Here is a 13,617-nt window from a genome sequence, read left to right on the forward strand (position 1 = left end):
CGCACCCTGGGCGAGGCCGACGGCCTGCGCGCCGATGGTCGGGCGGGTGTGGTCGAGGGTCGCGAGCGCGGTCTTGAAGCCGGTGCCGGGCTCGCCGACGATGCGGTCGCCGGGGATGCGGCAGTTCTCGAAGTACAGCTCGGCGGTCGGGGAGCCCTTGATGCCGAGCTTCTTCTCCTTCGGGCCGACGACGAAGCCCTCGTCGTCCTTGTGGACCATGAACGACGAGATGCCGTTGGCGCCCTTCTCCGGGTCGGTGACGGCCATGACCGTGTACCACGTGGACTTGCCGCCGTTGGTGATCCAGCACTTGGAGCCGTTGAGGATCCAGTCGTCGCCGTCGGCCTTCGCGCGGGTGCGCATCGACGCGGCGTCGGAGCCGGCCTCACGCTCGGACAGCGCGTAGGAGGCCATCGCGCCGTTGACGATGTCCGGCAGCACCTTCGCCTTGAGCTCGTCGGAGCCGCGCAGGATCAGGCCCATGGTGCCGAGCTTGTTGACGGCGGGGATCAGCGACGAGGAGCCACACACGCGGGCTACCTCTTCGATGACGATGCACGCGGCGATCGAATCGGCGCCCTGGCCCTCGAACTGCTCGGGCACGTGGATCGCGTTGAAGCCGGACTTGTTGAGGGCGTCGAGGGCCTCCTGCGGGAAGCGGGAGTTCTCGTCGACGTCCTTGGCGTAGGGGGCGATTTCCTTCTCGGACAGCGCGCGGATGGCCTCACGCAGGGCGTCGTGCTCGTCGCTGAGCTTGAACAGATCGAAATCGGCGTTGAGAGCCATGAGGGTGGAACTCCTATCGGCACGCGGTGCCATTCGTGAGGGTGGATCCGCGGCCCTTTCTCGATAGTCGGGCTCGCGACGTCACGGAATCACCCAATTCTAAACACGGCACGGAGTGCCAGGTCAATGGGTGTCGTGCGTGCTTTCGGTAGCGGGGGCTACCGAAAGCACGCACGGAGGAGCGGGGTCAGCCGCCGAGCTGGCGACGGACCTGCTCGGCGATCTCGTCGGGGGACGTGCCGATCGGGTACGTCAGAACCGTCACGGCACGCGGTGCCGAGTCCACCGCCGGCGCCTCGATACCGGGCACCACCCCGAACGTCAGCCGGAGCTCGAACAGCTCGCGTGCCAGCGCCTCGGCCGTCGCGGTCTCGTCCCCGCGGATCATCGCCCGCAGCAGGTAGTTGTGCGCCGACGTGATCGCCGCGGCGTAACTGACGATGCGGATGGGCTTCTCACCGGGCACGGCGGACCGCAGGTATTCGGTGAACAACCGCTCGTACCGATAGGTGGTGACGAGCTCGCGGTCGCGCAGCGCAGGAACCCGCTGCACCACCCGATACCGCCACACCGCGAGTTCCCGGCGATCCCGGAAATGCCGGAACACCAGCTGCGCGGCGTCGCAGGTCGCCGCCCACGGGTCGTCGAACTCGCGCGACAGATAGGCGGCGACCTGCTCGAGCAGCGACTCGTGGTCGGCGAAGATCACGTCCTCCTTCGACCGGAACTGCCGGAAGAAGGTGCGCCGGGACACCCCGGCGGCCGACGCGATCTGCTCGACCGTCGTCGACTCGTAGCCGTGCTCGGAGAACAATCGGATGGCCTGCGTGACCACGTGTACCCGGAACTGGGCAGGGTCGGGTCCCGCCGACTCGGAACGTCGCGCGGTACCGGATCCGGAGGTCATGGTTGTCGATTATCCAAGGTCACGCCTGAGCGTCCTGCGAAGCCCGCAATTCGAACTTGAGGATCTTGCCGGTCGGCGTGCGCGGCAGATCGTGCGGGAACACGATGTCACGCGGCACCTTGTACCCCGCGAGCTGCGCGCGCACGTGCGCGATGATCTCCTCGGCGGTGACGGATTCGCCCGGCTTGCGGATCACGAACGCCCGCGGCCGCTCGCCCCACTTCTCGTCCGGCACCCCGACGACGGCGACGTCCAGCACCGCCGGGTGGTTGACGATCGCCTGCTCCACCTCGACCGTCGAGATGTTCTCGCCGCCCGAGATGATGATGTCCTTCGCCCGGTCCTTGAGCTGGATGTAGCCGTCGGGATACATCACGCCGAGGTCGCCGGTGTGGAACCAACCGCCGGCGAATGCCTCGGCCGTCGCCTCCGGGTCCTTGTAGTACCCGAGCATCACGTTGTTGCCGCGCAGCACGATCTCACCCATCGTCTGCCCGTCCGCCGGCACGTCGTTCATCTCCGAATCGACCACGCGGGCGTTCTCCGCCTGCAGCATGCCCACGCCCTGCCGCGACAGCAGCGCCGCCCGCTCCTCGGCGGGCTTGTCGTCCCACGACTCCTGGTACTCACAGATCGTGTACGGCCCGTACACCTCGGTCAGCCCGTACACGTGCACGACGGTGATCCCGATGGCGTCGAGCTGCGCGATCACCGTCGGCGACGGCGGCGCACCGGCCGTGGTGATCCGCAGCGGCCGGTCCAGGACGTGTGCCTGCTCGGCGTTCGCGATCGTCGAGCACACCGCCGGTGCACCGCACAGATTGGTGACGCCGAGGTTGTCGATGGCGTCCCACACGGCGTCGGCCCGCACCGCCCGCAGGCAGATGTGGGTGCCGCCGGCCGCGGTGACCGCCCACGGCGTGCACCAGCCGTTGCAATGGAACATCGGCAGCGTCCACAGGTACTTCGTCTTGCCGTCGAACCCGTTGTGGAAGGTCTCGCCCATCGAGTTGAGGTACGCCCCGCGGTGGGTGTACATCACGCCCTTGGGCTTGCCGGTGGTGCCCGACGTGTAGTTGATCGCGATGACCTGCTGTTCGTCGTCGACGGTCCACGGCAGCGGCGTGCCGTCGGTGTCGGCGGAGGCGAGGAACTCGTCGTAGCGAGCGGTGACGATCCCGGCGGGCACGTCCGGACAGGGCACCGTCGAGTCCGGCACCTCGATGATGTCGGCGACGGACGGCACGTTCGCCGCGACCCCGGAGACCGATCCGACCAGCTCGGAATCGACGAAGAGCAGCGAACTCTCCGAGTGGTTCAGGATGTACTCGAGTTCCGGTCCGGCCAGCCGGGAATTGAGCGCGATGAGCACACCGCCGGCGAGCGGTACCGCGAAGTGCGCGATCAGCAGTTCCGGCACGTTCGGCGCCAGGAACGCGACACGGTCGCCGGGCTTGATGCGGGCGCGCAGTGCCTGCGCGAACCGCTGGGCCTCCGCGGCGAACTCGGCGTACGAGTAGCGACGGTCGCCGTGCACGATGGCGACCCGATCCGGGAACACGGACGCGGACCGCTCCAGGAACCGCAACGGACTGAGCGGGGAGTGGTTGGCGGTATGCGCCGTCGGCGTGGACACGATGACCTCCGGGGACGTGGGCTCAGCGGGAAAAGCGGGCAACTGTGATGGCAGCAACACCGGTCGGTCTGGAGGTTATGGGCCACGATCGACGGCCCGCTACCCTCTGAAGTGGGTAGTCGAGCGGTTTGCTGGCGGAAGGATTCGTCGATGACCAACGCATGGACCGATCCCCAGCCGATCGGCCGGCTCCGGCCCAGCGACGAGGACGCACTGCGCGCCCAACTGCGACTGCTCCAGATCTCCACCGGACTGCCCGTCCTCTTCGGCGGCGCCGTCCACGGCCGGGACATGACCCTGTCCGGATTCGTCGGGACCCGCAGCAACATCCTGCGCAACCTCGTCATCAGCTCCGAGTGCGGTGTCGGGGGCCGGGCCATCGCCGAGCAGCGGCCGGTCTCGATCGCCGACTATTTCGCTTCCGACCGCATCACCCACGACTACGACCCGCAGGTGGCGGGTGAGGGCATCGAATCGCTGCTCGCCGCACCCGTCGTCGTGCGCGGGCGTACCCGCGCCACGCTCTACGGCGGTCTCCGGGTCAACATGCCGATCGGCGACACGGTCGCGGAGAAGGTGATGGCCGGTGCGCGGGCGCTGGCCCGTGAGATCGAGATCCGGGACGAGGTGGATCGCCGAGTCGAACTCCTCGAGAACGCACGGGACGCGGGCGCCGGATCGACGGGAGTCTCGGCGTCGGTCTCGGAGGGCATCACCGAGAGCTACCTGGCGCTGCGGGAGATCGCGGCGCAGACATCCGACCCGGCGCTGGAAGCACAGTTGCGTGCGGTCGGGGAGAAGCTCCGCAGCCTGACCGCGGTCCGGGCGCCGGCCGCCGCGCGGGTGCACCTGTCCGAACGCGAACGCGACGTGCTCGGCTACGTCGCGCTGGGATGCCGCAACGCGGAGATCGCCGAGCGTCTGTCGCTCAGCCTCGAGACGGTCAAGAGCTACATGCGGAATTTGATGGGCAAGCTCGAGGTGCACAGCCGGCACGAGGCCGTCGTCGAAGCGCGTCGGCAGGGATTGTTGCCGTGACCGAATCGCAGGGTCAGGCTGTGCCGCGGATCGGCCAGGCCCCGTCGACGTCGGTGGCCTCACGGCCCAGTTCCCGCAGATACTCGGCGAAGTTGCGCTGCCGCTCGGCGTGCCACGCCGCCTGATCGGCCATGATGTCCAGCTCGGCGAGTTGCGGGAAACGTTCGACGAGCGCGCGGGTGAGGAACCCGGCGGCGAGTGCGTCCGCCTCGGCCTCGTGCGCCGCGGAGAGCGCGACCCCGTACGCCTCGCACACCGCCTGCAGCGTGCGCTTCCCCTCCCGCGACCGATCCATCTCCCGATCGATCACATAGGGGTCGACGACGGTGCCCGTCACGAGTGGGGCGAGCCCCAGCCGGCGACCTTCCGCGTCGATCACCGTCAGGTCGTAGCTCGCATTGAACGCGACGACGATGTGGTCGCGCACCCAGGACTCGCACAGCGCCTCCCGGATCTGCGCGTATCCGCTCGCGTAGTCCTGCCCCTCGGCGCGGGCGCGTTCCGTGGTGATCCCGTGGATCGCGACCGTCTCGTCCGGTATCGGGATGCCGGGGTCGAGCAGCCACGTTCTCGACTCGATGCGATCGCCGTCGAACGTTGCGACACAGGCCGACACGATGCGCGCGGTCCGCGGATCCCGATCGGTCGTCTCGAGGTCGAACGCACAGATCGGGCGGTCGGGCCAGCGCATCATCCGTGGGACCTCCGTCGTGGTGTCGTGCCGTGAGCGGTACTGCTGGAGGCATTGTGTCCGGTGGCACCGACAACCTCGGCGAATGGCTTCGCGGTGAGGTGCGGCGTACGCTGCACGAAGTTGTCGACCCCGGCTCGCATGCCGGACGAGGAAGAGGAGGTGTGGTGCTCCGATGAGCAGTCAGCCTCCCAGTACCGACTGACAGCAGCCCCGGCACGCGGTGATCGTGCGCGGCGCTGCTGTCCGCGTACACCCGGGCGGGAACGGTCCCGCCGCCGATCCCGTCCTGCGAAAGCCGTGCCGTCATGTTCCGGAACCGCCCTGTCCGTGCCCTTCTGCCGCGCCGCGCCGTGCCCACCTCCGGCGGTTTCGGCGAGAGCGAGAACTTCGCTGTCTCGCCGCACTCTCGCGTCCCGGTGCCGGTGACTTCACCCGACTCGCGTGCCGAGAGCAGCATCGTCGACAGCGCGGTGTACCGGGACGGCCGGCGCACGGCGTCCCCCGTGACCCTCGCCGACGCGCTCGACCACCTGCCGGGCGACGGTTCGATGGCCTGGATCGGGATGTACCGGCCCAGCGACGCCCAGCTGCACGAGGCGGCCGCGCAGTTCGGGTTCCACGAACTCGCGGTCGAGGACGCGATCGTCGCGCATCAGCGCCCGAAGCTCGAACGGTACGGCGACACGTTGTTCGTGGTGTTGCGCGCCGCGCGATATGTCGACGAATCCGAACGCGTCGACTTCGGGGAACTGCACGTGTTCGTCGGCCCGACCTTCGTTCTCACCGTCCGGCACAGCGAATCACCCGATCTGTCGGCCGTCCGGAACCGGATGGAACACGACCCGGAGCTGTTGCGGCGCGGTCCGGAAGCGGTGCTGTACGCGATCCTCGACGCGGTCGTCGACGGCTATGCACCGGTGGTCGCGGGTCTGCAGAACGACATCGACGAGATCGAGACGGAAGTGTTCAGCGGCGACCCGAAGGTGTCGCGGCGCATCTACGAGCTGTCCCGTGAGGTCATCGAGTTCCAGCGCGCAGCCAAGCCGCTGCTCGCCGTGCTGAGCGGATTGTCCGCCGGATTCGGCAAGTACCGCATCGACGAGGAACTGCAGAAGTACCTGCGGGACGTGACGGACCACGCGACCGCCGTCGTCGAGCAGGTAGACGGGTTCCGGCAGCTGCTCGGCAACATCCTGACCGTCAACGCCACCCTCGTCTCGCAGGTGCAGAACGAGGAGATGCGGAACCTGACGCGGGCGAGCTACGCGCAGAACGAGGAGATCAAGAAGGTGTCGGCGTGGGCGGCGATCCTGTTCGCGCCCACCCTGATCGGCACCGTGTACGGCATGAACTTCGACCACATGCCGGAGCTCCACTGGGTCGGCGGATATCCCTTCGCGCTGCTGATGATGGTGATCACCTGCTGCAGCCTGTTCGCGATCTTCCGCCGGCGCGGCTGGCTGTAGCACCCCGGCGAACCGGTGGTCGCGGTTGCCGGCGGGGAGCCGGATTCGCACGAATTCGGTTCATTGGAGGGCGGGTTCGACCGGTGGATGCCACCATGGTGCGGTGGATCTTCCCGTGGCTCCGCCGCTCGCTCCGATGCTCGCGAAAGCGGTCTCGGAGGTGCCTTCGCAGCCGTCCGACGGCCCGGCCGAATGGTCCTACGAACCGAAGTGGGACGGGTTCCGGGCCCTCGTGTTCCGCGACGGCGACGAGGTGGTGTTCGCGTCCCGCGGAGGCAAGGACCTGGCCCGGTACTTCCCGGAACTGGTCGACGCCGTGCGCGCGGAACTGCCGCGCAGGTGCGTCGTCGACGGGGAGATCGTCGTGCCGTTCGAACGTGACGGGCGTACCCGGCTGGACTGGCAGTCGCTGTCCGAGCGGATCCACCCGGCCGCGAGTCGCATCGCGTTGCTGGCCGAGCAGACACCCGCGCAGTTCGTCGGCTTCGATCTCGTCGCGATCGGCGACGAGAACCTCATGGACACGCCCTTCCGGGACCGGCGGACCCGGCTGCAGGAGATCGCCGGTGACGGTCCGAGCTGCCACGTCACCGTCGCGACCAGCGACGCGGCGACCGCGCAGCGCTGGTTCGAGGAGTTCGAGGGCGCCGGCCTCGACGGGGTGGTCGCCAAACGCCTCGACGGGCTCTACGTCCCGGACAAACGGGAGATGGTGAAGGTCAAGCATTCGCGGACCGCGGACTGCGTGCTCGCCGGATACCGGAAGCACAAGAGCATCGAGGGCGTCGGATCGTTGCTGCTGGGCCTGTACCACGACGGCGAGCTGGTGATGGTCGGCGGAGCGTCGGCGTTCACCGTGCAGCGCAGACAGGAACTCCTCGCCGAACTCGAACCGCTGCGCGTGGGAGCCGACGTCGTCGCCGAGGGCGAACCGACCCGGTGGCGATCCGCGATCGACCGCAGCTGGGTGCCGTTGCGCCCCGAGCGGGTCCTCGAGGTCGCCTACGACCAGATGGAAGGGTCGGTCGAGGGCGGCGTTCGCTTCCGGCACGCCGCGAGATTCCTGCGCTGGCGTCCCGACCGTGATCCGAAGAGCTGCACCTACGACCAACTGGAGGTTCCCGTGCGGTACGACCTGGCCGACGTTCTCGACCGATCGGAAAGCTGACCGTGGCGGGCGCGAGCAAACGGTCCCCGGCGGAGGAACTCGACATCGACGGCACCGCCGTGCGGCTGTCGAATCCCGACAAGGTGTACTTCCCGCGGCTCGGCGCCGACGGTGGCACGAAACGGCACCTCGTCGAGTACTACCGGACCGTCGCGACCGGCGACGCGCCGCTCCTGACCGCACTGCGGGACCGTCCCACCCATCTGCAACGGTTCCCCGACGGCATCGAGGGCGAGGAGATCTACCAGAAGCGGGTCCCCGCGCGGCATCCCGACCACGTGGGCACGTGCGAGGTCACGTTCCCCTCGGGACGGAAGGCCGACGTGTTGCACGTCCGGTCCGCGGCGGACATCGTGTGGGCGGCGAACCTGGGCACAGTCACGTTCCATCCGTGGGCCGTGCGGTGCTCCGACGCCGACCGTCCCGACGAATTGCGCATCGACCTGGACCCACAACCCGGCACCGATTTCGATGACGCGCGGGCGATCGCGCTCGAGGTCGTGCGGCCCCTGCTCGACGAACTGGGGTTCACCGGATTTCCGAAGACGTCCGGGGGCCGTGGTCTGCACGTGTATCTGCGGATCGTTCCCGACTGGGACTTCGTCGGGGTGCGCCGGGCCGGGATCGCACTGATGCGCGAGATCGAACGCCGCAGCGGTGGTCGTGCGACGACCGCGTGGTGGAAGGAGGAACGCGGTGAGCGGATCTTCCTCGACTACAACCAGAACGCCCGCGACAAGACCATCGCCTCCGCGTATTCGGTGCGCCGCACGCCGATCGCGACGGTGTCGACGCCGTTGACCTGGGACGAGCTGGCCGACGCGGATCCCGACGACTTCACGATCGCGACGGTGCCGGATCTGGTGGCCCGCCGCGGCGACCCGATGGCCGGGCTCGACGACACCGCGCACACGCTCGACGTGTTGCTCGAGATGGCCGAGCGTGACGCGGCCGCCGGCCTCGGTGATCTGCCGTATCCGCCCACGCATCCGAAGATGCCCGGTGAACCCAAGCGGGTGCAGCCGTCGCGCGACACCGACCGGAAGGACCGCGCGCGGGGATGACCGCGATCCCTGCTGTTCCCGAAATCGCGTTCCGGTTGTTACCTCTGCTGTGAGCGGCACCTGTAGGAACCTCCGTAAACTGTTCGGGAGAACAGCTCGCCGACCGGTTCCGAGGAGGACTACCGCGGTGACGTGCCCCCGGATTCGACTACGCACACTCGGCGGTGCGGTCGCGGTCGTTGCCGCCGCCATCACCGTCCCCCTTCTTTCCGCCGCATCCGCGCAGGCTCTGACGTGCGCGGCGCCCCCGGGAACCCCGGCATCGATCGTCGAGATCGAGGGCACCACCGGGTGCGGCGCCAACACGGATGCGACCAGCGGTGCGTGGGGCTACACCGACGGCGGTGTCGGCTTCGCGGACGCCAGCGGTGGTGCGCTCGTGGTCGGGGCCGGCCTGTCCGGTGGGGTCGGCGCGGGGGAGAGCCGCGGGGGACAGCTCGCGGCGCTCGGTTTCGGCGACGGGGCCCTCGCCCTGGGCGTTCTCGACGATCCGGCGACCGCGGTCGTACTGGCCGGACCGCAGTCGCAGGCGTATGTCGGCGACGGCGCCGATCCGATGCTGTGTGAGGGCTCGGCGGCGGCGGCGGTGAATCTCACGACGGGCCGGAGCTGTGTCGTCGTCGAGTCGTTCCGATACGCGGCACCCTGAGCGCTTTTATCCCTTCCGTTCAGCGGAATCAACCCTTTCGTGGATGCAATCCGACACATAGTCTGTCGGAATTGCCGGGATGGGGAGAGTTCCATGACGATGCTGACGGATGTCCAGCTCGAGTACGAGGCCGACCAGCGGCCACCGACCGAGATGCATGTGGACCCGCGGTTCCTGCCGCTCGCCGACCGCTTCTTCGCGATGTACCGGCAGCCCCAGGACGGCGGCGGCGCTCTGTCCGCCTACCTCCACGGCGAGAAGGTCCTGGACATCTGGGCCGGGTGGTCGGGTCCGGACCGGCGCTGGAACCGCGACACCATGTCGCTGTCCTTCTCGACGGGCAAGGGCGTGGCCTCGACGGTCGTGCACCGGCTCGCGGAACGTGGAATCATCGACTACTTCGCTCCGGTCGCGCAGTACTGGCCGGAGTTCGCCGCGGCCGGCAAGGAATCGATCACCGTCGCGGACGTGATGACGCACCGCGCCGGTCTGCACCGGGTTCGGGGACTGGTTCCCGGCCGCGACGGAATCCTCGACTACGACACGACGGTCGCCGCGCTCGCCGCTGCCCGCCCGTCCCGTCGCCGTCTCCGGGGCACCGGCTATCACGCGGTCACCTACGGGTGGCTGGTCGCGGAGATCGTCCGGCGGGCAACGGGACTGCCCTTCGAGGACGTGGTCCGGCGGGAGATCGCCGAACCCCTCGGAAATCCCGACTTCTGGTATCGCGTTCCGACCTCGGAGCGGCACCGGATCGCCAAGCTGTTCCCCCGCATCAACCCGGCCGGGCTCCATTGGGAGATCAGCGCGTCGGTGCTGTCGAAGATCGCGCCGACGCGCGGCCTGGCGGAGGCCGCGATGCCCGACGGGTTCGACGATCTCGTTCGTAACCCCGCCGTGCACGACTCGGTGATGCCCGGGTGGAACGGGGTGTTCACGGCACGGTCCCTGGCACGGATGTACGGCGCGATCGCGGCCGGCGGCACGATCGACGGTGTGTGCTTCCTGAAGCCGGAGACGATCGAGGCGATGAACGAGGTCCGGGTGCGTGGCCGTGACTACGTGCTCGGGGTGCCGATGGCCTGGCGGCTGGGTTACCACCAGCCGTTGTTCGCGAGCCGGGAGCGGCCGCGTGGGGCACTGGGTCACTACGGCGTCGGCGGGTCGGGTGCGTTCGCGGACCTCGACAACGGATTGTCGTTGGCGTTCACCACCAATCGGCTCGGGGCCGGTGCGATGCCGCTCGGTGATCTGCGTCTGGCGCGGCTCGGTCCGGTGGCGCGCGAATTGGCTCGGAAGGCCTGACGCACGGGCCCATCGTCCGGGCTCCCGTCCCGCCCCTTCGCGGGCGGACAATTCGGTCACTGTCGCGTTGCGATATTGCGCGCTGTCGCCTTGCGACATTTGTGGTTTCGCGCGTTTCGAAGACGGTGGCCGGGGTGCACTCGCACTATTGGATACAGGTGCTGTGTCTGGTATGAAAGGGAGGCACCACAATGAGCCATGTCTACCGAGTCATCGAGGTGGTCGGGTCGTCGACCGAAGGTGTCGACGATGCCATCGCGAGAGCAGTGGCAAGGGCCGCCGAAACGACGCGGCACCTGGAATGGTTCGAAGTGGTGAACGTGCGCGGCCACATAGACGACGGTGCGGTCGCGCATACGCAGGTCACCCTCAAGATCGGTTTCCGGATCGAATCGGGCGACGAGTTCGCGGATTAGACTGCGGGTTCGGCTTCCGGTTCCGCACCGGAACCCCTCGGGAAACCTACGCATCGCCGGTGATCGGCAATTCTCGACCATAACTGCAACACGTTATAGTCTGGATGTGAAACGTCGTATCACACCGGCACTCTCAGGCAGGTATACCCGTGGCTTATGTAATCACCCAGGCGTGTTGTAACGATGCGTCGTGCGTCGAGGTCTGTCCGGTCAACTGCATTCACCCGACACCCGACGAGCCGCAGTTCGCCACCACCGAACTGCTCTACATCGATCCGGAAACGTGCATCGACTGCGGTGCCTGCGTGGACGAATGCCCGGTCGACGCCATCTCCGCGGACAACGAGCTGGCCGCCGAACACGAGCCCTACCTGAAGATCGCCGCGGACTACTACGAGCGGTACCCGATCGGCCCGGACTGGCCGGAACTGCGTGAGCGCAGGAAGATTCCTGCCGAGCTCGGCACCCTGCGGGTCGCGATCGTCGGGTCCGGACCTGCCGCCTGCTACGCCGCGATGGAACTGACGTCCCGCCCGCGCGTCGAGGTCGACATCTTCGATCGGCTTCCCACCCCGTACGGTCTCGTCCGTGCGGGTGTCGCGCCGGATCACAAGAGCACCAAGGCGGTCGGCGACCTGTTCCGCAGCGCCATCGGCCACAAGAACACCCAGTGCTACTTCGACGTCGAGGTCGGCACCCACATCAGCCACGACGAACTGCTCGCCCACCACCACGCCGTGATCTACGCGGTCGGGGCCGCCGGGGACCGGCATCTGGACGTCCCGGGTGAGGAGCTGCCCGGTTCGCACGCCGCAACGGAGTTCGTTTCCTGGTACAACGGGCACCCCGACTACGCGGACCGGCAGTTCGACCTGTCCGGCGAGTGCGCGGTGATCATCGGCAACGGCAACGTCGCGCTCGACGTCGCCCGCGCACTCGTGATGGATCCGGAGATCTTCGCCCGCACCGACATGGCCGACCACGCCGTGGAGGCCCTGCGTAATTCGAACATCCGCGAGGTCGTCATCGTGGGCCGTCGTGGTCCCGCCCAGGCCGCCTACACGAATCCGGAACTGCTCGCGCTCGGGCAACTTCGCGGCATCGACGTGATCGTCGATCCCGCCGAGGTCGAGCTCGATCCGGCCAGCCGTGCGCTTCTCGACGATCCCGACTGCGAACCGCGCATCGCCCTGAAGGTCGAGCAGGCCGAAGGATTCGCACGACGCACGCCCACCGAGGGCAACAAGCGCATCGTGCTGCGCTACCTCGCCTCGCCGGTGGAGATCAACGGCGACGGCAAGGTCGAGTCGATCACCCTCGAACGCAACGAACTCGTCGAGGTCGACGGACGCCTCGAGGCCCGGCCCACCGGTGAACGCGAGACGATCGAAACCGGTCTGGTGCTCCGGTCGATCGGCTACCGCGGCACGCCGCTGGCGGATCTTCCCTTCGACGAGCGTCGCGGCGTGATCCCCAACAAGGAGGGTCGCGTCGTCGACCCGCAGACCGGGGAGCCGCTCACGGGCGTCTACACCGCCGGCTGGATCAAGCGTGGCCCGAGCGGTGTGATCGGAACCAACAAGCAGTGCTCGGCGCAGACCGTCGAGCGGCTCATCGACGACTTCGTCGCCGGCCGGCTCGCCACCCCGGCCGAGGACCGGGAGAAGCTCGCGACGCTCGTCGCCGAGCGCCGGCCCGGGTTCGTCGACTACAGCGGTTGGCAGAGGATCGACAAGCAGGAACGTTCCCGTGGTGCTGCAGCGGGGAAGGCACGGCAGAAGTTCGTGTCCGTCGCCGAGATGCTCGAGGCCTCGCGGCTGGAATCCTGACACCCTCCGACCTGCACGAACGCACCGAAAAGCGAGTGTGAGCCGGGCCGCTCGATTGGCGGTCCGGCATGGCGCTGTGTCTAATGGGTGGGCACGAAGCGCTGCGATCGGGGCAGGCAGAGAGGCAGCGCACGGTCTACACGATGGGTTGGAGCATGTCCTTGAAGCAGGTTCGGGTGACCGGTGGGAACCGGGCCGGACGATGGTCCGGGCGAGTTGCCACCGCACTGATCGGTACCACCGCCGCCACACTCACGCTCGTCGGTCCCGCCGGCGCAGCGCCGCTGTGGCCCGGGGGCCCGGAGCTGCCGAGCATTCAAGAGGTCTTCCCCGGACTGGGCGGGCAGGTGCCCACGGCGCCGCCGGCTCCCGTGGTGGCGCCGTTCTCGGCGCCGTCGGTGAACCCGACCCACGGTGAGACGGTCGGTGTCGCCCAGCCGATCATCATCCGCTTCAACGAGCCGATCAGCGACCGCGCGGCCGCGGAGCGCGCCATCTCGATCACGACCAGCCCCGCCGTCGGCGGCCACTTCTACTGGGCCTCCGATCGCCAGGTGCGGTGGCGTCCGTTCGAGTTCTGGCCCGCCCACACGCAGGTCACGGTCGCCGCCGGCGACACCCACTCGTCGTTCACGATCGGTGACGCGCAGATCACCGTG

The 13,617-nt window shown here is 68.3% G+C and carries 13 protein-coding genes; 9 read left to right on the forward strand and 4 right to left on the reverse strand.

Annotated elements, in window-relative coordinates:
* The 3 genes from I0Q12_RS29930 to I0Q12_RS29940 form a co-directional block, all read right to left on the reverse strand.
* Window positions 1-786 (reverse strand): acyl-CoA dehydrogenase family protein (locus I0Q12_RS29930; protein ID WP_231611725.1); only part of this gene is annotated, 786 nt, incomplete at its 3' end.
* 187 nt (window positions 787-973) lie between these two features.
* The gene (locus I0Q12_RS29935) at window positions 974-1,693 is read right to left on the reverse strand and encodes a TetR family transcriptional regulator (RefSeq protein WP_197257431.1); all 720 of its coding nucleotides are present in this window, start codon (window positions 1,691-1,693) and stop codon (window positions 974-976) included.
* A gap of 19 nt (window positions 1,694-1,712) precedes the next feature.
* Window positions 1,713-3,329, reverse strand: coding sequence for an acyl--CoA ligase family protein (locus I0Q12_RS29940; RefSeq protein WP_197257432.1), 1,617 nt, complete (start codon window positions 3,327-3,329; stop codon window positions 1,713-1,715).
* Window positions 3,330-3,479: 150 nt separating this feature from the next.
* On the opposite strand from I0Q12_RS29940, the gene I0Q12_RS29945 reads away from it, so the two are divergent.
* On the forward strand, window positions 3,480-4,367 hold the full coding sequence (locus I0Q12_RS29945; protein ID WP_197257433.1) for a LuxR C-terminal-related transcriptional regulator: 888 nt from the start codon (window positions 3,480-3,482) through the stop codon (window positions 4,365-4,367).
* Between the two features lie 13 nt (window positions 4,368-4,380).
* Here the strand turns inward: I0Q12_RS29945 and I0Q12_RS29950 are convergent, their stop codons facing one another.
* The gene (locus I0Q12_RS29950; protein WP_197257434.1) at window positions 4,381-5,061 is read right to left on the reverse strand and encodes a 3'-5' exonuclease; all 681 of its coding nucleotides are present in this window, start codon (window positions 5,059-5,061) and stop codon (window positions 4,381-4,383) included.
* Window positions 5,062-5,366: 305 nt separating this feature from the next.
* Here I0Q12_RS29950 and I0Q12_RS29955 point away from each other — a divergent pair, with 305 nt between their 5' ends.
* From I0Q12_RS29955 to I0Q12_RS34365, 8 genes are all read left to right on the forward strand, one after another.
* Window positions 5,367-6,527, forward strand: coding sequence for a magnesium and cobalt transport protein CorA (locus I0Q12_RS29955; protein WP_197257435.1), 1,161 nt, complete (start codon window positions 5,367-5,369; stop codon window positions 6,525-6,527).
* 103 nt (window positions 6,528-6,630) lie between these two features.
* The gene (locus I0Q12_RS29960) at window positions 6,631-7,695 is read left to right on the forward strand and encodes an ATP-dependent DNA ligase (protein WP_197257437.1); all 1,065 of its coding nucleotides are present in this window, start codon (window positions 6,631-6,633) and stop codon (window positions 7,693-7,695) included.
* Between the two features lie 2 nt (window positions 7,696-7,697).
* Window positions 7,698-8,759, forward strand: a complete 1,062-nt coding sequence (locus I0Q12_RS29965) for a DNA polymerase domain-containing protein (RefSeq protein ID WP_197257439.1) — start codon at window positions 7,698-7,700, stop codon at window positions 8,757-8,759.
* Window positions 8,760-8,886: 127 nt separating this feature from the next.
* Window positions 8,887-9,408 carry a DUF6764 family protein gene (locus I0Q12_RS29970; RefSeq protein WP_197257441.1) on the forward strand — a complete coding sequence of 174 codons (522 nt, stop codon included), beginning with the start codon at window positions 8,887-8,889 and terminating at the stop codon, window positions 9,406-9,408.
* A gap of 99 nt (window positions 9,409-9,507) precedes the next feature.
* Window positions 9,508-10,713 carry a serine hydrolase domain-containing protein gene (locus I0Q12_RS29975; protein WP_197257618.1) on the forward strand — a complete coding sequence of 402 codons (1,206 nt, stop codon included), beginning with the start codon at window positions 9,508-9,510 and terminating at the stop codon, window positions 10,711-10,713.
* A 191-nt stretch (window positions 10,714-10,904) separates the two neighbouring features.
* Window positions 10,905-11,129, forward strand: coding sequence for a dodecin (locus tag I0Q12_RS29980; RefSeq protein WP_197257443.1), 225 nt, complete (start codon window positions 10,905-10,907; stop codon window positions 11,127-11,129).
* Window positions 11,130-11,278: 149 nt separating this feature from the next.
* The gene (locus I0Q12_RS29985; RefSeq protein WP_197257445.1) at window positions 11,279-12,958 is read left to right on the forward strand and encodes a 4Fe-4S binding protein; all 1,680 of its coding nucleotides are present in this window, start codon (window positions 11,279-11,281) and stop codon (window positions 12,956-12,958) included.
* A 155-nt stretch (window positions 12,959-13,113) separates the two neighbouring features.
* On the forward strand, window positions 13,114-13,617 hold a 504-nt coding region (locus I0Q12_RS34365), incomplete at its 3' end, for an Ig-like domain-containing protein (protein WP_231611726.1).

The organism is Rhodococcus sp. CX (genome assembly GCF_015865005.1).
Lineage (GTDB): Bacteria > Actinomycetota > Actinomycetes > Mycobacteriales > Mycobacteriaceae > Rhodococcus.